Annotated in this window: 18 protein-coding genes and 3 pseudogenes; 9 read left to right on the top strand and 12 right to left on the bottom strand. The window is 69.1% G+C overall.

Going from position 1 to position 16,720, the window contains the following annotated elements:
* Positions 1–3: 3 nt before the first annotated feature.
* The 3 genes from OG611_RS26555 to OG611_RS26545 all read right to left on the bottom strand — a co-directional run bounded on the left by OG611_RS26555 (position 4) and on the right by OG611_RS26545 (position 1,538).
* On the bottom strand, positions 4–420 hold the full coding sequence (locus tag OG611_RS26555; RefSeq protein WP_266424777.1) for a VOC family protein: 417 nt from the start codon (positions 418–420) through the stop codon (positions 4–6).
* 140 nt (positions 421–560) lie between these two features.
* Complete coding sequence (locus OG611_RS26550; protein ID WP_266424775.1) at positions 561–911, bottom strand: antibiotic biosynthesis monooxygenase; 351 nt, start codon at positions 909–911, stop codon at positions 561–563.
* Between the two features lie 180 nt (positions 912–1,091).
* Positions 1,092–1,538, bottom strand: coding sequence for a DUF1772 domain-containing protein (locus OG611_RS26545; protein ID WP_266424773.1), 447 nt, complete (start codon positions 1,536–1,538; stop codon positions 1,092–1,094).
* 91 nt (positions 1,539–1,629) lie between these two features.
* Between OG611_RS26545 and OG611_RS26540 the strand changes: the two genes are divergently transcribed.
* Positions 1,630–2,208 (top strand): TetR/AcrR family transcriptional regulator, encoded by a 579-nt coding sequence (locus OG611_RS26540; protein ID WP_266424770.1) that lies wholly within the window; start codon positions 1,630–1,632, stop codon positions 2,206–2,208.
* A 188-nt stretch (positions 2,209–2,396) separates the two neighbouring features.
* Here OG611_RS26540 and OG611_RS26535 read toward each other — a convergent pair.
* From OG611_RS26535 to OG611_RS26525, 3 genes and pseudogenes are all read right to left on the bottom strand, one after another.
* Positions 2,397–2,717 (bottom strand): annotated as a pseudogene (locus OG611_RS26535) (Tn3 family transposase); the annotation flags it as partial.
* A gap of 141 nt (positions 2,718–2,858) precedes the next feature.
* A complete protein-coding gene (locus OG611_RS26530; RefSeq protein WP_266424767.1) occupies positions 2,859–3,191 on the bottom strand; it encodes a hypothetical protein in 333 nt (110 codons plus the stop codon).
* Positions 3,192–3,630: 439 nt separating this feature from the next.
* On the bottom strand, positions 3,631–4,275 hold the full coding sequence (locus OG611_RS26525; protein ID WP_266424764.1) for a TetR/AcrR family transcriptional regulator: 645 nt from the start codon (positions 4,273–4,275) through the stop codon (positions 3,631–3,633).
* Positions 4,276–4,435: 160 nt separating this feature from the next.
* Here OG611_RS26525 and OG611_RS26520 point away from each other — a divergent pair, with 160 nt between their 5' ends.
* Positions 4,436–5,392 carry an NAD(P)-dependent alcohol dehydrogenase gene (locus OG611_RS26520; RefSeq protein WP_266424761.1) on the top strand — a complete coding sequence of 319 codons (957 nt, stop codon included), beginning with the start codon at positions 4,436–4,438 and terminating at the stop codon, positions 5,390–5,392.
* Between the two features lie 117 nt (positions 5,393–5,509).
* On the opposite strand, the pseudogene OG611_RS26515 reads toward OG611_RS26520, so the two are convergent.
* Positions 5,510–5,808, bottom strand: a pseudogene (locus tag OG611_RS26515) (Tn3 family transposase); the annotation flags it as partial.
* A 156-nt stretch (positions 5,809–5,964) separates the two neighbouring features.
* Positions 5,965–6,906, bottom strand: coding sequence for a MerR family transcriptional regulator (locus OG611_RS26510; protein ID WP_266424758.1), 942 nt, complete (start codon positions 6,904–6,906; stop codon positions 5,965–5,967).
* 128 nt (positions 6,907–7,034) lie between these two features.
* Here OG611_RS26510 and OG611_RS26505 point away from each other — a divergent pair, with 128 nt between their 5' ends.
* Positions 7,035–8,261, top strand: coding sequence for a serine hydrolase (locus OG611_RS26505; protein WP_266424756.1), 1,227 nt, complete (start codon positions 7,035–7,037; stop codon positions 8,259–8,261).
* A gap of 64 nt (positions 8,262–8,325) precedes the next feature.
* Here the strand turns inward: OG611_RS26505 and OG611_RS26500 are convergent.
* The 3 genes and pseudogenes from OG611_RS26500 to OG611_RS26490 all read right to left on the bottom strand — a co-directional run.
* Positions 8,326–8,634: pseudogene (locus OG611_RS26500) on the bottom strand (Tn3 family transposase); the annotation flags it as partial.
* A 60-nt stretch (positions 8,635–8,694) separates the two neighbouring features.
* Positions 8,695–9,804: a serine protease gene (locus tag OG611_RS26495; protein WP_266424754.1), complete on the bottom strand. Its 1,110-nt coding sequence runs from the start codon at positions 9,802–9,804 to the stop codon at positions 8,695–8,697.
* Positions 9,805–10,197: 393 nt separating this feature from the next.
* Positions 10,198–11,760 (bottom strand): FAD-dependent monooxygenase, encoded by a 1,563-nt coding sequence (locus OG611_RS26490; RefSeq protein ID WP_266424752.1) that lies wholly within the window; start codon positions 11,758–11,760, stop codon positions 10,198–10,200.
* Between the two features lie 389 nt (positions 11,761–12,149).
* Here OG611_RS26490 and OG611_RS26485 point away from each other — a divergent pair, with 389 nt between their 5' ends.
* The 6 genes from OG611_RS26485 (at position 12,150) to OG611_RS26460 (ending at position 16,029) form a co-directional block, all read left to right on the top strand.
* Entirely contained in the window at positions 12,150–12,398 is a 249-nt protein-coding gene (locus OG611_RS26485) for a helix-turn-helix transcriptional regulator (RefSeq protein WP_266424750.1), read from the top strand.
* Positions 12,399–12,401: 3 nt separating this feature from the next.
* Entirely contained in the window at positions 12,402–13,235 is an 834-nt protein-coding gene (locus OG611_RS26480) for a hypothetical protein (RefSeq protein ID WP_266424748.1), read from the top strand.
* Positions 13,236–13,643: 408 nt separating this feature from the next.
* Positions 13,644–13,829, top strand: coding sequence for a hypothetical protein (locus OG611_RS26475; RefSeq protein ID WP_266424746.1), 186 nt, complete (start codon positions 13,644–13,646; stop codon positions 13,827–13,829).
* Between the two features lie 710 nt (positions 13,830–14,539).
* Positions 14,540–15,064 carry a hypothetical protein gene (locus OG611_RS26470; RefSeq protein ID WP_266424744.1) on the top strand — a complete coding sequence of 175 codons (525 nt, stop codon included), beginning with the start codon at positions 14,540–14,542 and terminating at the stop codon, positions 15,062–15,064.
* Positions 15,065–15,157: 93 nt separating this feature from the next.
* The gene (locus tag OG611_RS26465; protein ID WP_266424742.1) at positions 15,158–15,619 is read left to right on the top strand and encodes a C40 family peptidase; all 462 of its coding nucleotides are present in this window, start codon (positions 15,158–15,160) and stop codon (positions 15,617–15,619) included.
* A complete protein-coding gene (locus OG611_RS26460) occupies positions 15,598–16,029 on the top strand; it encodes a hypothetical protein (RefSeq protein ID WP_266424739.1) in 432 nt (143 codons plus the stop codon). The genes OG611_RS26465 and OG611_RS26460 overlap by 22 nt, the downstream gene beginning before the upstream one ends.
* Before the next feature lie 93 nt (positions 16,030–16,122).
* On the opposite strand, the gene OG611_RS26455 is transcribed toward OG611_RS26460, so the two are convergent.
* A complete protein-coding gene (locus OG611_RS26455) occupies positions 16,123–16,446 on the bottom strand; it encodes a relaxase domain-containing protein (protein ID WP_266424736.1) in 324 nt (107 codons plus the stop codon).
* Positions 16,447–16,720: the final 274 nt, after the last annotated feature.

Genomic DNA, 16,720 nt, shown 5'->3' with positions numbered 1-16,720 from the left:
GCCCTAGAAGATGATCCGCTGGGCTGCCATCGGCCTCACGACCCGGTGCCGCCCGGGGCGGTTCACCATGAGATGTCCGTCGGGGTCGTGGAAGTAAATGCCCCTGCGGTCTTTGGTGCGCTTGCTGTGATAGATCTGCCCGATCTCTTGGCATGCGGGATCGCCGTAGTGGGTGATTCCGCCGTGCTCGATGCGGGCGAGGGCGGCGTCGAACTCCTGCTCGCTGACCATGAACGCGTAGTGGTGTGGCTCAAAGTTGTCCAACTGGTCGTAGTCCAGGCTGACCTGGTTGGCCAGTGTGACCGGCGTGAAGTGCGCCACCGACGGATCGACACTCAGGCCGAGGATGTCGGCCAGGAACTGCGCCGAGGCTTGCGGGTCACGGGCGGGGACGATGGTGTGATTCAGTTCCACGGTCACAGTGACTCCTTTTCAGGGGCGGGGTTACGCGTGGTGGGGTGCTCGGTGGCCTTGGCGACCCGGCATGGTGCGTGGATGCGTGACTGCCCGGGGGAGGACAGGGCTTCTCCGGCTGCCCTCCCCCGGCTGCAGCTGCCGTGTCATACGTCGATCTGCTCGAAGATGTGCGGGTACGAGACGATGTCGTCGGGGAACTCGGCCGCCATGCGCTGGAACTCCGGGATGCCGAACGCCGTGGCGAGCGCCTCGGTCGATTCCCAGACCGCGACGTTCATCAGGAGCTGACTGTTCGCCGTTCCCTTGTGCATCTGCAGGGAGACGAATCCGGGCTGAGCCCTCATGAACTCGGCCTGCCTGCGAAAGAGGGCCAGGAACGATTCAGTCCTCTCCTTCGGGACGACGAAGGTGTTGGCCAGGACGATGGGCCCGGTCTTCTCCTTGAACTGCGCGAACATCGGCGTGTGCGGGTCGAGACTCTGCAGCTTGGCCATTTTCGGTACGTCCTCTCGCTATCGGTCAGTGGGTGTCGCTGGGGCCCGCGTCCTGCGGATACCAGCTGAGTTCGAGGGTGTTGGTGTCCGGGTCCTGGATGTGGATGGAGGTGGCGGTGCCGCACTTCGGCGCACGGCCGAGCGGTTGCGGCTGACGACCGGACGGGTGAGCCCGCGGGCTCAGACGAGGGCGGCGACCAGCAGGGTGAAGGCGGCGATGATGACGGCGACGCGGACGTAGTGGAAGCGGTCCCAGCGGTTCATCTGCTCCTTCCAGTCGGCGGGCCGGTTGTCAGGGGTCCACGTCTTGCCCCGGTTGTTGATCGGGACGAGCAGCAGGAGCGACATGATCACGCTGAGGATCAGCAGTGCGGCGGCGGTGACGACGAGGCCGGTGCCGTGGTGGTGCCATCGGGCGATGGCCCAGATGGCGGCGAGGACGAGCGAGGTGATGTACCAGACCGGCATCACGGCGCCGAGCATCCGGCCCCCGTGGGCGCGGCCGAGTTGGCCGCTGTCCTCGGGGAGTGCGTTGAGGATCGGGTTGATGACGAAGGCGACGGAGAACTCCACCCCCACCATCAGGCCGACGACCACGGTGGTGATGACCTGAAGTGCGTTGAGCATGACGCCCCCTCCTGATATCTAGCGGCGCTAGATGATGAGGCTACGCTAGTACTACTGCCGCTCGGATGTCTAGCGATGATAGGATCGAGCTATGTCGGTACAGGAACGCAAGCAGCGCGAACGGGCGGTCCGCGAGCGCCTCATCGTGGCGACTGCCCGCGAACTCGCCGAGCAGCAGGGCTGGGACGCGGTCACCACCCGCCGGCTCGCCGAGCGCATCGAATACAGCCAGCCCGTCCTCTACAGCCACTTCCGCGGCAAACGCGAGATCATCGGCTCCGTCGCCCTGGAGGGCGCCGCGGAGATGGCCGCGGCGGTGCGGGCCGCGGCCTCCAGCGCGAACAGCCCGCGCGAGCGGGTCGCCGCCCTCGCGCGCGCCTACCTCGACTTCGCCGCACGCAACCCGGCGGTCTACGACGCCATGTTCCAGCTCGACGGCGGCCTGGCGTTCGCGCAGGAGGACACCCCGGAACCCCTCAAGGACGCTTTCGCCGCGCTGTTGGAGAGCCTCGGCGAGGTCGCCGGGGACGGCGTCCACCCGGGACTGTTCACCGAGGTGTTCTGGGCGTCCCTGCACGGCCTTGCGACCCTGACCCGGGCCGGACGGCTGCCGCCGGAGGACACCGAGCAGAGGGTGGAGCTGCTGGTGGACCGGCTCGCCATGGTCTGACACACCATCCCGGCGGGCACGCGCCGGGGCCCTCGGGCCCCGGCGCTGCCTGCCTGCGGCATCGCTTCCGGGCACTCGCGCCCACACGGCGCAGCCGCAGGTCGCCGAACCCCGTACCCCGGACGGGCACCCGCCCCGGAAGCTGCGATGCTCATTGATCACGGCCCGATAAGCGCCCTGACGCCGCGTCATTCGCCGGTGCCCTCGTCGTCCTCGTCGAGGTGGACGGTCGTCGGGTCACGCAGTGGGCGCAGGCCCTCGCGTGGCGGGCGGGCGGCGAAGCTGTAGCGGCCCAGGCAGTTGAGGTTGGCGTGCTTCAGCGGGGAGATCCGGGCCACGTCCTCGTCCAGGACGTCATGCTCCCGCTCCCCGGGCGCCAGGGCCCGCAGGTGGTCGACGGCGGCGTCGAGGTAGTGGGTTGTCCAGGGCACGGCGGCATTGAGGACCAGGCCGAGCGCCCCGAGTCGGTCCTCCTGCCCCGTCCTGCATGCCTGCATGATCTGTCCGCGCTTGCCGTGGCGGCTCTGTTCTCCCGAAGCTACGGCGAAGTGACAAGTAGCTTTCTGTAATCAGAGTGACGCTCGGTCAGAGCAAGCGGGGCGGCCCTGTTCTCGTATAGCTACGGCGAAGGGACATGTAGCGCTGAGTAACTACTTGGGGCTGCGGTCGCGCTGCTGAAGGGCGGCGAAGTCGGCGTGCGCGGTCTCGACGGCCTCCGGGTACACCTGGGTTTTCTCATGTTCGGCCAGAGCCCGGTAGATGCTGGAGAGGCTGGGGTTCTGTCCCTTGCGGCGACCGGTAGGGATGAGTAGGTCGGGCTGAATGTCCTCGACGGTCTCGCCGTTCGCGCGGCGGCGGAGCACGGTGTGGAGCATGTCGTCGGTGATGACCGGGGGTCGGCCGCCGTGGTTTCCCTTGCGGGCTGCGGCGTCCAGCCCTTCGAGGGTGGACTCCCGGATGTTCTCCCGCTCCGTCTCCGCCATCGCCGCGAAGAACCCGAACAGCAGACGGCCCGGCCCGCTGGGGTCGTAGGTCGGCGGGGGTGGGCACGCGCAGGAGTTTCGCGAGCCGGGGCACCTTCGTGAAGCGGCCGGTGTGGTAGGTGCCGGCGACCGCGCCGGAGCGCGAGCGGCAGGGTGAACCTGGCGATGCGTTACAGCGTGGGCAGGGGTGGCGCTCGACGTCGTCCGCTTCGGACGTGAGTGCGGTTTGAGGGTCCGTCCTGAGCCCGAATGCCGTCACAAACATTTCCCAGAACATACCTGGTTCCACTTTTGAGTGAGACCGAGTTGTGACAGTGAATCCGCGATCCGGACCGCTTCCGCCGACCGTTTCCGATCTTGCTCCGGGAAAGGGTCATTTGTGAGAGGCGCCTGTGCAAGTGTGAGGAATGCTCACCTTCGGCACGTTGCCTGATCGGGCTCACAGGCGGCCCGGTGGCTGGCGGATTTCGCGCAGTTCCATCGCTGCGGGAGGTGGGAGAGAGCCAGGGCGCTGTGCCTGGAAAGCCTGGAAGAGATAGGCGAGCAGGCGCCGGGAGGCAGCGAGGGCGGTTTCTCGCGGTTGGCCGGCGAGGCCACTGTTGGCAAGGAGCAGGAGGGTGATATCGGCGGGGTCGAAGTCGTCGCGCAGCTGTCCGGTCTCGCGGGCACGCTGGACCAGCCGCGCCAGACCCTCTGCGGCGCAGTCGCGTTCGTGATCGTGATCAAGGGCATCGGGGAACTGATCCAGGAATACGGAGGCGAAGCCGCGGTCGGTCACCTGTGTGGTGCACACTTTCTCCAGGAGTGCGTACAGGCCGCGCCCGGGATCAGGGTCAGTAAGGGCCTCGTCGAAGGCTGCTGCACACAGGGCGAGTTGCTCGGTAAAGGCAGCGGTGGCAAGCGCAGTGCGGGTGGGGAAGCGGCGGTAGAGGGTGGCCACGCCGACGCCGGCGCGGCGGGCGACGGCGCTTATAGGGGCGTCAATGCCCTGAGCCGCGAACACCTCGCGCGCAGCTTCAAGGATGCGTTCCCGGTTGCGCCGGGCATCGGCGCGCAAGCCCGCCGGGTCTGCATCGCCGGGCACATCGCCGACGTGCCCGGACGGCTTGTGAGATGGCTGAGCAGGCAACGTTTCTCACTTCAAGCTAAACGGACGATGTCGTCCACTTACAGGCTTAGCGTGAGCGTACCAGCGGGCGCACACAGCGCCTCCGCAGCTCCGAAACGCGATACAGGACGAGATGATGAGCGACATGCGCGCAGCCCTCTTCGACCGATACGGCCCCCCGGAGGTTCTCCACGTAGGCAAACGGCCGACGCCGACCCCTACGCCCGACGAGGTGCTGGTGCGGGTGCACGTCGCCAGCGTCAACGGTGGCGATCTGCTCGATCGGGCCGGGAAAATGCGCCTGGTAACCGGCCGTACTTTCCCCAAGACGAGCGGAATCGACTTCGCCGGGGAGGTCGCCGAAGTCGGTTCGTCGGTCACCGGAGTACGTGAAGGGGACCGGGTGTGGGGGCTGCTGGGGCGCAAGACGGGCAGCATGGCCGAGTACGTCGCCGTACGCCCCCGCCAGATCGCCCCCGCTCCGGAGAACCTCACCCCGGTGCAGGCCATCTCACTGCTCGCCGGCGGGGCCACGGCGGTGACCGCCCTGCGCGAGAAAGCCGTCATCAAACCCGGTGAGCGACTCCTGGTGCGCGGGGGCAACGGAGGCGTGGGCAGCGTCGCGGTGCAGATCGGCAAGCTCTTCGGTGCCCACGTCGTCGCTCTCGCGGGCGCGAAAAGCCTCGACTTCGTCCGCGGCCTGGGCACCGACGAAGCACTCGACTACCGTACGACTCGCCTCTCCGAGCTGGGCCGTTTCGACGTCATCGTCGACACCGCCGGAACGCAGCAGTCCCGCTTCCGCCGCCTGCTGGCACCCGGCGGGCGCATGGTCGCCGTCACCCTCGACTTCAACAGGCTTCTCCCCAGCCTCGCCACCGTCCTCGCCTCGACCGTCCACGGGAGCAGACGCATACGCGTCTTCAGCGGCAACCCCGACACCGAGCTGCTGACCGAGATCACCCGCTACGCGGAGAACGGCGACATCGTCCCCGTCGTGGACACCGTCCACCCTCTCGACCGGATCGCCGACGCCCACCGGGCCCTGGAAGCCGGTGGCGTCCGCGGCAAGCACATCATCCAGATCACGTGAGGGGCGAACACGGCCGCGGCCCCCAACTTCTCTACGTCGGCGGCGGGGCCGCGGCCGACAGGCCCCACCCCGCAGCCGCACGGCCTGACTTCGGCTCAGCCCTCCATGGCGTCCTCGTCATGAAGTTCGGCGGCGTCCGGGGTCGCGCAGCGGGCGCAGGCCCTCGACGGGCTGGGAGCCAGTGAAGCTGTAACGGCCCAGGACGTTGAGGTTGCGGTGCTTGAGCGGGGACAGCCGGGCGACGCCCTTGTCCTTGATCTCGCGGCCTTGCGCGCGGAGCTGGGCGACGGCGGCGTCGATGTACCGCGTCGTCCACAGCACCACAGCACCACGGCGTTCAGCACCAGGCCGAGCGATCCGAGCTGGTCCTCCATACCATCCCGGTATGCCTGGTGGATGGTGCCCTTCTTACCGTGGCAGAGGACCGGTACAGGGAATGCCATACGACGTCATCTGTGACGGTCGTGCAGGTCAATCGTTGTACGCGCGGCCGTCCGCCGGGCAGATCCCGGTTCGGACGCGGTGGGATGAGGCGGGCGTCTCGCCACAGTGCCGGGTCCGCTGGGCGGCCGTCACTGACTCGGAACGGCGATGCCGGCTGCGCGCAGGTTCGCCTCGACCAGCGTGTTCAACCGGGCGATGGACGGTGACTGGTCCTCCCGGTGGTGGTTGACCATTCCGTACCGGGAGGCGGCGTCGGACTGGTTCCGAAACCCGGTCGGCATCGCCAGCAGCGCGCGGTTGGTCAGCAGCTTGTCGGCCAGCGTGGACGCCAGCTCCTCGATCCGCGGGTCGTCCGGATCCCAGGCCCTCGCATCCCAACCGCGCTTGGTCAGCTCGACGGACTCGGGATCGTCAAGCGAATGTTCAAGCCGGGTCAGGAAGCTGTCGAAGATCTCCGGGACCAGCGCCCGGGCCAGCACCAGAGCCTCCCGTTGACCAGCCACGTAGTCGGGACTGAAGCCGAGTTCGGCGAGTCGGTCCAAGACCGCGCAGGCCCGGTCGGGCAGCAGGGCCCGGTCGCCATGGTCGAGCCGGTGCAGCCTGTCGCGGCGCGCGATCAGGTCTTCGATCCGTTCGGTGAGCTGGTGATGGACATCGTCCAGGGTGGCGGCGAACGTCTTGGGATCGGCGTCGAGCAGGTCACCGATCTCGGCCAGCGGCACGCCGGCCGCGGCCAGGGTCCGGACCTGGACCAGCCGGAACAGCTCGCCCGATCGGTATCGGCGGTAGCCGGAACCGTCGCGATCCGGCTCGGCGACCAGGCCGAGCCGGTGATAGTGCCGCACGGTCTTGATCGTGACACCAACGAACGCCGCCGCCTGACCGATCGTGAGCCCGTCTGCCATCGGCTCAGCGCACCTCCAGATCGTGGACGGCTGCGGTCTCGCGAACCGCGTCGGCGACGGCCGGGAAGTCCGGACGATCACAGGGGCGAGGATAGCGCGCACCAGTTCCAGCCCATCCCCCTGCTGCCAAAAAGGACCGGGACGCCTGCGATCGATGCCGGTCACCCCTTGATCGCGACAGGGATTGACCTTGACCTTGGGTCAAGGGTGCAGGCTCTTCACATGGCCTCTCGAAAGGCCAGGCAGCCACCAGGGCCGCCGTGAGAACCAACACTGTGAACAGGAGATTCATCATGGGAACAAGCAACAGCGGCTTCTCCGAGGCAGGGCTGCGCCGACTGCGCGAGGTGCTGACACGGCACGTCGAGTCCAAGAAGATTCCCGGCCTTGTCGCCCTGGTCAGCCGCGGCGGCCAGACGCACGTCGAAGCGATCGGGACGATGCGTCATGACGGTGGCGCGCCGATGCGCCGGGACACGATCTTCCGGATGGCGTCCACGTCCAAACCGGTCACGATGGCGGCGGCGATGATCCTGCTCGACGAGTGTCGGCTGCGGCTGGACGACCCGGTGGATCAGTGGCTGCCCGAACTCGCTGACCGGCAGGTGTTGAAGCGGCCCGACGGACCGCTGGACGACACCGTGTCGGCGCAGCGGCCGATCACCGTACGGGACCTGCTGACCTCCACGTTCGGGCTCGGGGTGGACTTCGAGTCGATGGCTTCCCCGATCAGGGCCGCGACCTTCGAGCGTCTCGACTACAGCGTGGCATCCGGGCCGGCGCCCGAGCCGGACGAGTGGATGCGCCGCCTCGGCGAGCTGCCGCTGCAGTACCAGCCCGGAGTGCGGTGGCAGTACGACCTCAGCAACGAGGTAGTCGGTGTGCTTGTCTCCAGGGTCACGGGACAGTCGTTGGAGACGTTCCTGCGCGAACGCATCCTTGATCCGCTGGGGATGAAGGACACCTCCTTCCACACGCCCGCCGACAAGATCGACCGACTGCCGCCCCTGTACGGGCCCGACCCGCAGACCGGCGAGTTCGTCGTGTGGGACGAGGCGGCAGGGGGAAGGGCCAGCGTGCCTCCCGCGTTCCAGGGCGCCGGCGGCGGGCTGGTCTCCACCGCCGACGACTACCACGCCTACTTCCAGATGCTGCTGAACCACGGGATGCACGGGAGTGAACGGATCTTGTCCCGCGCCGCCGTCGAACTGATGACCACCAACCGTCTCTCGCCCGAGCAACTAGCCGCCCGGGACGCCATGTTCAGCAACGTCGCCCACCTGTCGTCCGGCCAGGGGTCGAACGGCGGCTGGGGCTTCGGGATGGCGGTGCGCACCTATCGCGGCGACTACGCGCCCATCGGCCAGTTCGGCTGGTTCGGCGGTACCGGCACCACCGCCTACGCAGACAGGACCAATCAGCTCACCGGAGTCCTGCTCACCCAGGTCGGACTGTCCACCCCGGATTCGCCGCGTGCCATGAACGACTTCTGGAGCACGCTCTACCAGGCCATCGACTGACAACGAACTCCACCGTTACTCTGCGGCTGGGTCAGAGACAAGAGCCCGGGGCCAGCGCCGGGCGTCAATCCTCGTCGGTGGCATCCGGCTCACGCAGCGGACGCAGGTCCCCGGGCAGGTCGGGGAGTTGGAAGGAGTACCGGCCGAGCATGTTGATGTGATGCCTGACGAGCGGGGAGAGGCGGGCAACGTCCTCGTCACGGACATTGAATCCGTCCTCGCGCAGCTGAGTGACGGCGGCGTCCATGTACCTCGTGTTGAAGAGCACGAGGGCATTGAGGACCAGGCCGAGCGCGCCGATCTGGTCCTCCATACCGTCCTGGTAGCGCTGGTAGAGCTGCCCGGCCTTGCCGCGGAAGATCTTCCGGGCGAGCGGACCCGCCCGTGCGCGGGTTCCGGCGGCGGGAGCCGAACCGTGTTTCAGAGGAGGGTCCTAACGCGACTGCGCCCAGTCGTAGAGACGGTGGGCGCTGTCACCGAGGCGCGTTGCGTAGAGCGTGGGGGTCTGCCCGCCCGCGAGTTCCTCGTCGGTGGTGGTGACACCCACGACAGTGCCGGTGCCGGTGCGGGTATCGAAGTGGGCCAGGTGAGGGCCACCGCTCGACCCGGCCGACATGTTGCAGGTCTCACCCCACAGCAAGGGGACCTTGGGACCGGGATGGCTCGTGCCCGCGCAGTGGATCACGCGGGATCCGACGTACTTGTCCCCGGGGTCGTTGAGTCCGTAGTTCGGGTACCCGAAGGCATGGACGAACTCGTCCTCGACGGGCTGGCCGAACCCGATTTGCTGGCTTCCAGTGACGTCCGCGATCGGGTGCCCCCCGGCAGCGGGGTTCGCCACGAGGAGTCCCGTGTCGTAGCCGGCGGCAGCGATGTCCGACGATTCCGTGGTGTCCGGATCGGCGTCCCAGCGGGAAGAGGTGGCCATGGTCCTGACGCTGAAGCCGCCGAGCGGTTTCGTTCCGTTGCGATAGCCGGGCACGAAGTAGAAGTTGTGGTTCCAGGTGTCGTCGGCGGAAGGCGACCCGACACCTCTCAGGCAGTGTGCCGCCGTGATGACGGTACTGCGGTTGGCGCTGGTGACGACCGTCGCGGTGCAACTGCCGTCGTAGCCGTCGGAGAAGGTAAAGAACAGGCGGCCTACGTTCTTTTCCACCGCCCCGCCGTGTGTCCACACGGCCCCGGAGTCCGGCGTGTTCACGGGAAGCGGCCGCGGGTCGTCCGGCGTGTTGTCGTCTTCGGGCACGGGGGTGATCTCGGGGACCAGAGCGCCTGCCAGCTTCATCCGCTCGGGGGTCCAGTAGGCGTTGATCCGGTTGCGCTCTTGTGCGGTCGTGGCGCCGGCGTGGGTGGTGGTGGTGTCCGGTCCCGCCGCGCTGCCGCTGGTGGACGACGGGTTGTGCGGTGCGGCGTTGGCGGCCGCGGTCGGCGTGACCAGTGCGACGACGGCCGCCGACACCGCGACGGTGGCGCCGATCGCGTGCCGGAGGGCCCTGCGAGTGCTGTCCTGGTGACCGCATGGGCGGTGAGGAGGTGTACGCATGCGCGAGACAGTAGTCACGCGATGTCAGGAAGCGGTCAGAGGAGTGTGAAGGCGGCGTCCGCACGGCCGGTCGGCGGTTCGTGCCGGACACGGACGGTTTTCGCGGGGAGGCACCGTGTCGTCAGGAAGGGGGACGCCTGCGGCGCAGCAGGCCCCCGGCTGGAGGGCGGCCTTGCCAGCTCGTTTCCGGCCCGGCCCGTCAGCCGTCACACGTCTTCATCGGCTTGGCGTTAACCGCTGTACCGATGTTGCCCGAGGCCGATCCCCAACCGGTGAGAGCTCCGGGCTGCTGCTGGGCCGGGACTGGGGTGCGGGCGGCCGCCACACCGGGTGGGTGCGGCGGCCGTGGGGTGGGATCGGCTCGTGGTTCGAGTCAGTCAGCAGAGCGGCGGATCAGCCCGGCGTCACCGCACCCTCCGGCACTCCGAACCACTCCTCCAGCGCCTCCGCCAGCCCGGCCGTCGACGTCGGCGCCTGCGCCCCCGCGTCGGCCGCCCAGGCCGTGAAGCCGTCCGGACGGACGAGGACCGCCGCCAGTTCCGGGCGGGACGGGCAGCCGGCCGTCAGTATGTCGACGCGGCCGGCATACCCCGCAGCGAGGGCCCGGAGCTCCGGGTCGTCGGTGAGGTCGAGCAGAAGCGCCCGGCCGCCGTGGAGGTGGTCCGCGAGGCGGCCGCCGTCGGTGAGTTCGAGGTCCGGGGTGCTGCTGCCGGTCAGCGGGTGCTCGCCCGGCAGCTCGTACCGCACCCCGGCACCGTTGAGCCGCGCGGTGAGGTACGTGGTGCCCACAACCGTCCCCGCCAGGTCGCTGACGATCTCGCGCAGGGCCCGGGACTGCGGGTCCGGGCGCATGGCCGCGACCTGGGACCGGGTCCAGTCCAGGACCCACGCACCGACCGGGTGCCGCTCGGAGGTGTACGTGTCCAGCAGCCCTTCCGGCGCCCGGCCGCCGATCACCGCGGCGAGCTTCCAGCCGAGGTTCGTCGCGTCCCCGATACCCAGGCTCAGCCCCTGGCTCCCGAACGCGGAGTGCACGTGCGCCGCATCGCCCGCCAGCAGCACCCGGCCCTTGCGGTACTCGGTGACCTGGCGGGCGTGGTCGGTGAAGCGGGTCGCGGTCCGCACCCCGGTGATCGTGACGTCCACGCCGGATACGCGGCGCAGCCGCGCCTGGAGGTCCTCGGTGGTGACCGGCGCGTCCCGGTCGGCCGGCGGACCGTCGAACTCCACGGTGACGACGCGGCCCGGCATCGGCCCGTAGGCGTACACCCCGATGTCCGTGGCGGTCCAGCCGACCTTCAGGTCCTCGGCGCCGGTCATCTCCACGACCGCCTGGTGACAGGTGATCTCCGCGTCCGTACCGGGAAATTCGAACCCCGCGAGCTTGCGGACCGCGCTGCGGCCGCCGTCGCAGCCCACGAGCCAGCCGGCGCGTATCGCCCCGTCGCTCGTCCGCACGGTGACGGCCCCGTCGTCCGCGTCGAAGCCGGTCAGCTCCACTCCCCGGCGCACGTCGACGCCGAGCTCGTCCGCCCGCCCGCCGAGCAGCCGCTCGATGTCCTGCTGCGCCACGAGAGCGATCTCGGCGGCGGGTCCGGCGTCGCCGAAGCCCGGCTCCGTACGGTCGACCAGGTCGGCGCGCAGCATGATCCCGGCGAAGTGCCCGACGAACCCGAGCCCTTGGCCCGCGGCCCCGCCTCCGTCCCCGCCGTTCCGCTCGCGCATGAACGCCTGGAAGAGGTCCATCGCCTGCCGCTGCACCTCGGCCAGCGCGGGCAGCATGCCCCGGCGGTAGAGCGCCTCGGCGCTGGGCGTGGTGATCGCCCCGCCCTTGATCGTCGGGTCCACTTCGGTGAGACGCTCCAGGACGGCCACCCGCGCGCCTCCGAGCCGGAGCTCGCAGGCCAGCATCAGTCCGACCGGGCCGCCTCCGGCCACCACTACGTCATAGTCCATGGCGCCCACTATGACCGAGGGCCAAAGAGGCCCTTTCACCACCCTGACCAGCCACAACAGGCGCCGCGATGTCAAGGGACCGGCCCCGCGAGGAGGGACGGGAAGCGGGCCGTCCGCGCTCCTCCTCAGCTACCTCAGCTACCTCACCCGCCTCCCGCCGGTGTCCCGGCCGGTCCTCGATCGGCTCGATCAGGTGGTCGGGCGGTCAGCGCCGCAAGCTCCGTCGTTGGCGCGCTCGGTGGCCAGGGCGAGGACGCGGCCGGCGGCGGCCAGGTCCTCGGCTGGTATCCCGCCCCAGATGCGGGCGGTGATGCCACGCCAGATCAGCTACCGGTGGCGCCTGCGCGAGCTGATGGCCGCCCGCGGCATGTTCACCCGTTGCCGAGCTGATGCCGCACCTGACCGAACGCGGCATCACACTGTCCTCCTCCCAGGTCCACCGTCTGGTCTCCGGCACCCCGGAACGGCTGTCCCTGCCGGTGCTGGCCACCCTCTGCGACATCCTCGACTGCACGCCCACCGACCTGATCACCACCTCGGCCCAGAACCTCCCAGCCCGCCGCGCCGCCGACGGAGAGGCACCGATCAACCTCGCTGCCCGTCGACCCACACGGGTCCGGCTGACGCCCGAGGGCTGAGCGATGACACCGGAAGAGTACGAGCGGTGGCATGTCCGGAACTGCGCACGCTACGGCCGTCGGGCGGCGAAGTCGGCGGAGTGGTCGGACGGCCCGATCTGCCGGACCTGCTACGACCGCGCGATGCGCGTCCGCGGCTCCTGCCCCAACTGCCGAGCCGACCGGCTACTACTCGGCCGGGACACCACCGGCACACCGATCTGCCGCGACTGCGCGGGCATCACCCGCGACTTCTTCTGCGACCGTTGCAGCTTCGAAGGACTCTTGCTCAGAGGGCGTCTCTGCGAACGCTGTACCCTCGCCGACACACTCGCCCGCCTCCTCGACGACGGCACCGGGCACGTCGCGCTTCCGCTGCAACCGCTGGTCACCACCCTGCTGGAGATGGACCGGCCCAAGAGCCGTCTGATTTGGCTCCGCACTCCCAACGTCGTCCGTCTCCTGCGCGGCCTGGCCACCGGCACCATCCCACTCACTCACGAAGGACTGCATCAGGAAGGGCCCTGGCGAACCGTTACCCACCTGTGCGACCTGCTGATGGACTGCAGCGTCCTGCCACGCGTCGACCGTCAAATCCTTCTCTATCAGCGCTGGCTGACCGAACGGCTCGCCACCATCGAGGACCCCGAACATCACCTGCTTCTCCGGCACTTCACCACCTGGCACCAGATGCGCCGACTGCGGGCCACGGCGGAGAATGGGCCGCTGAGACGCTCCCAGACGCACCAGGCCAAGCAGGAGACCACCCAGGCCGGCGCCTTCCTCGCCCGGCTCGCCAACCGAGGCCGCACCATCGAGCATTCGGTGCGCTCGTTGACGACCGCGCCCACGCTGTAGACGCCGGTCGCGCGGCGCAGCCGCAGCAGCCCGAGGTCCGGGTCGACGCCGACCTCGATGAACATGGCGCCGAAGGTGCGGGAGGCGACACACGAGGTTTCTCATTACCTCGCTACCATCGAAATGATCGGATCGGGGTATCAAATTGTAGTTTGTCATGATTCCCCATCAGGTGTCCTGTCGTGCTTGCGTCTTGTCGCGTGAGGGGTGCGGGGCGCTTTGCTGTGAGGAGAGGTGAACTCGCAGATGAGAGCTCGTACTCGTGGACAGGGCGATTCGTCGCGGTATCGGGTCAGTCGGCAGTGGCCCGTGGCCGTGTTCAGGGCCCCGGCCGGTGGAACGCCCCCGGTTCGTGCCGTCGGTGCGTCCGATCCGGTCGGCTCGGGTGGACGGCGTGGAGCGCGCGGTATGGGGGTGGTACCGGTGGGGAGCGCGCTGCTGTCCGGTATGGCGCTGCTGGCGGCCACGGCTCCACCGGTGGCCGCCGCGCCGGTGGGGGCCGTGCCAGTGCGGGCGCAGAGGGCTGATCCGTCGCAGACCCTCACCTTCACCGGCGCTCCGCAGACCTTGACGGTTCCGGCGGGGCTGTGGTGACGGTCACCGCGGACGGCGCCGGCGGTGCCGACAACACCGGCACCCCCTGTTCCATCACGGGGGCCGGTGGGACGGGGGCGCGGGTCGTCACCACGCTCCCGCAAACCGCCGCACCGACGACCTTCACCATCAACGTCGGCGGCACCGGCGGCAAAGGCTGCAACGGCACCGGGACGCCGGGTGCCGGCGGGTTCAACGGCGGCGCCCCAGGTGGGAGTTTTCCGCTCAGTGGTTTTCGTTTTGAAGGTCCGGGTGGGGGCGGGGCCTCCAGCATCAGCACGGGCGGCTCCTTGCTGGTGGTCGCCGGGGGCGGCGGTGCCGCCGGCGGCACCGGAGCGGGCTCTACGGGAGGGAACGGAGGCAACGGCGGGACAACGCCGGATGCCACCGCGGTACCGCGGGAAGTGCCACCGGCCCTGGGGCTTCGCCGGGGCAAGGTGGGGGCGGTGGCAGCACCAGCACCAGTACCGGCGGTGCCAGCGGGGCCGCCGGCACCGTTCCATTCTGTGCGGTCTCGAACGGCGGGCCGGGGAGCGGGTTCTCCGGTGCCACGGTCGGTACCGGTGGCACCGGGGGCAACTTCGACGGCGGCTGCGCCGCCACTCGCATCGCTGGTGGCGGGGGCGGTGGGGGTGGGTACTTCGCCGGCGGGGGCGGCGGCAGCGGCGCCGTCAACAGCAGCGGCACCTCGGCGGGTGGGGGCGGTGGTGGTGGGGGGCAGCAGCTTCACCACCCCCACGGGTACCGGCACGAGCTACGCGCCTTCGACGATGGGGACGGCGAACCACAACGGCCAGGTGACCATCTCCTACACGGTCCCGTCTTTGACCATCACCAAGACCCACACCAGGCACTTCACCCAGGGGCGGGATGGCACCTACACCATCACCGCGGGCAACGCCGCCGGGGCCGCCCCGACCAACGGCACCACTGTCACCGTGCACGACACCCTCCCCGCCGGGCTCAGCGCCGACAGCATCCGTGGCACGGGATGGAACTGCACCCTGAACACCCTCACCTGCACCCGTAGCGACGTCCTCCCCGCCGGGAGCAGCTACCCTCCCATCACCCTGAAGGTCGACGTCTCCTGCAGGGCCCACGCCCAGGTGATGAACACCGCCACCGCCATTGGGGGCGGTGACACCAGTACCCACATCGCCACCGACCTCACCAAGATCAAGCGCCACAAGCACGACGAGCGCTGCGAGCGCTGCGAGCGCCACGACCACCGGTAACCCAACCGACCTGTGCCAACGGCGGGACACGTCCATCAGGACAGCCCTGCCGTTAAGCACGCGCTGCTGATCAGTGGCGGGAGCTCGTCCCTGATGCAGCAGGCCTTCCGGGCCGCCGATATCAACATTCCCCGGGTCACCTACGACCAGGTCAACTTCGGCGACAACGTCAGCATGGACAACCCCAGGCCGGGCGACCTGGTGTTCAACGCGGGCAACGACAGATCGGACGCGCGCCCGGGGCACGTGGGTATGTACATCGGCGACGGCAAGATCATCGAGGCGCCACGCACCGGCGTACGGACCCGGATCGTCTCGTACAGCAGCTGGCGCAACTCCACCAGCACCATCACCCGGATCACCGAGGTCCGCCGGGTGGTGAAGTGGTGGCCCGCACGGCCGAAGGGCATCCCGCCATGCACGAGCACGAAGAGGTCTTCCACCCGTGAGGCACCGTGTCTCCCGCGTTCCGGGGAGTCCCCGCGCTCGCCCCTGCCGAATACGCCGGGCCCCAGGCGCGGACACCGGAGGGGTTGCGCGAGCGCCTGGCCGTGATCGCCGCCACGGCTTCCGAGGGCCGGCTGCAGGATGCCGCCTGGATGGCGTACGAGCTCGACACCGAGATCGCCGCCGAGTACGGCGCCGAGTACGGCGCCGAGCATCTGAACGTCGTCCATATCCGGGAGGTCCGCGGGCATCTCGCTCATCTGGTGGGCGACCACGCCACGGCGCTCGGGTGGTACCTGCACACCGTCCGTCTGCGGGCGACGGTCCAGGGGCCCCGGCATCCCGACACCGAAGAGGCGACCAGCCGCGTCTACAGCCTCTGGCGGACCGTCCCCGCCCAGGACGCCCATCGTCTGGGCACCGAACTCCTCGACACGGTCACCGACATCCACGGACCCGACGCACCGGTGGCTCTCCGGACCCGCCGACAGCTGGACTCCCTCGTCCGGAACAACTGACCCCGTCCGGCTCGGTCGTGGTCGGTTTGTTGTCCGCGGACAACGGACTGTCTGTTGTCCGCGGACAACAAACCCCCACGACCACACGGTCCTTCAGCGGCCGAGGCCTGGTCCTGGCCGCCCCTGAGGCTGCGGAGAGACGGCACGGTCGCGATGGCCGGCTTCCCGGGTGGCGCGTCGGAGGTTCTGTTTGCGCTTGACCAACTGCTCACCGGTACGCCAGTCCCGGCCGTCCATCAGCGCCCGCGCGGCATCGGGATCGACAGGCTCTCCCGCAACCAGGCCCAGCTCCGTCAACCCGCTCCCGATCCACCGCAGGTCACTCGCGGCCGCGAGCCGGTACTCGACCTCGGCATCCGACGACTGATCACAGCCGCAGTCTTCTGCGAGCCGGTACTCGATCTGCTCGGGAGCCACGATCGGGGTCGCCCATCCCACTGGCCGGCCCCTTCCCTTGACGACTCGTCCGCTCAGCGAACCATGATCATTTATTGATGATACCTGAAGTACTTCCCACCCCCGAGTGACAGAGCCTCTGGTTGCGGGAGTCGTGGTCGGCTTGTTGTTGTTGTCTGTCAGGAGGACGTCAGTGGGTTCTGCCATCGGATGTCAGTGGTTTTGCCATGAGCTCTGTCAGTAGCCAGGGGTGTCGTCGGCGTCGGTGACGCGAAGGCTGTACCGGACGTCGTCG

This window comes from Streptomyces sp. NBC_01363 (genome assembly GCF_026340595.1).
GTDB lineage: Bacteria > Actinomycetota > Actinomycetes > Streptomycetales > Streptomycetaceae > Streptomyces.
Note: the sequence above shows the minus strand (reverse complement) of the source record. Positions and strands in the feature narration are given on the sequence as shown.

Bases quoted from the DNA above. Each gene is read 5' to 3' on its own strand.
- OG611_RS26505 (WP_266424756.1), top strand. From the start codon at position 7,035: ATGGGAACAAGCAACAGCGGCTTCTCCGAGGCAGGGCTGCGCCGACTG.
- OG611_RS26485 (WP_266424750.1), top strand. From the start codon at position 12,150: ATGCCGCACCTGACCGAACGCGGCATCACACTGTCCTCCTCCCAGGTC.
- OG611_RS26480 (WP_266424748.1), top strand. From the start codon at position 12,402: ATGACACCGGAAGAGTACGAGCGGTGGCATGTCCGGAACTGCGCACGC.
- OG611_RS26550 (WP_266424775.1), bottom strand. From the start codon at position 911: ATGGCCAAGCTGCAGAGTCTCGACCCGCACACGCCGATGTTCGCGCAG.
- OG611_RS26520 (WP_266424761.1), top strand. From the start codon at position 4,436: ATGAGCGACATGCGCGCAGCCCTCTTCGACCGATACGGCCCCCCGGAG.
- OG611_RS26490 (WP_266424752.1), bottom strand. From the start codon at position 11,760: ATGGACTATGACGTAGTGGTGGCCGGAGGCGGCCCGGTCGGACTGATG.
- OG611_RS26540 (WP_266424770.1), top strand. From the start codon at position 1,630: ATGTCGGTACAGGAACGCAAGCAGCGCGAACGGGCGGTCCGCGAGCGC.
- OG611_RS26495 (WP_266424754.1), bottom strand. From the start codon at position 9,804: ATGCGTACACCTCCTCACCGCCCATGCGGTCACCAGGACAGCACTCGC.
- OG611_RS26465 (WP_266424742.1), top strand. From the start codon at position 15,158: ATGCAGCAGGCCTTCCGGGCCGCCGATATCAACATTCCCCGGGTCACC.
- OG611_RS26530 (WP_266424767.1), bottom strand. From the start codon at position 3,191: ATGGCGGAGACGGAGCGGGAGAACATCCGGGAGTCCACCCTCGAAGGG.
- OG611_RS26475 (WP_266424746.1), top strand. From the start codon at position 13,644: ATGGGGGTGGTACCGGTGGGGAGCGCGCTGCTGTCCGGTATGGCGCTG.
- OG611_RS26545 (WP_266424773.1), bottom strand. From the start codon at position 1,538: ATGCTCAACGCACTTCAGGTCATCACCACCGTGGTCGTCGGCCTGATG.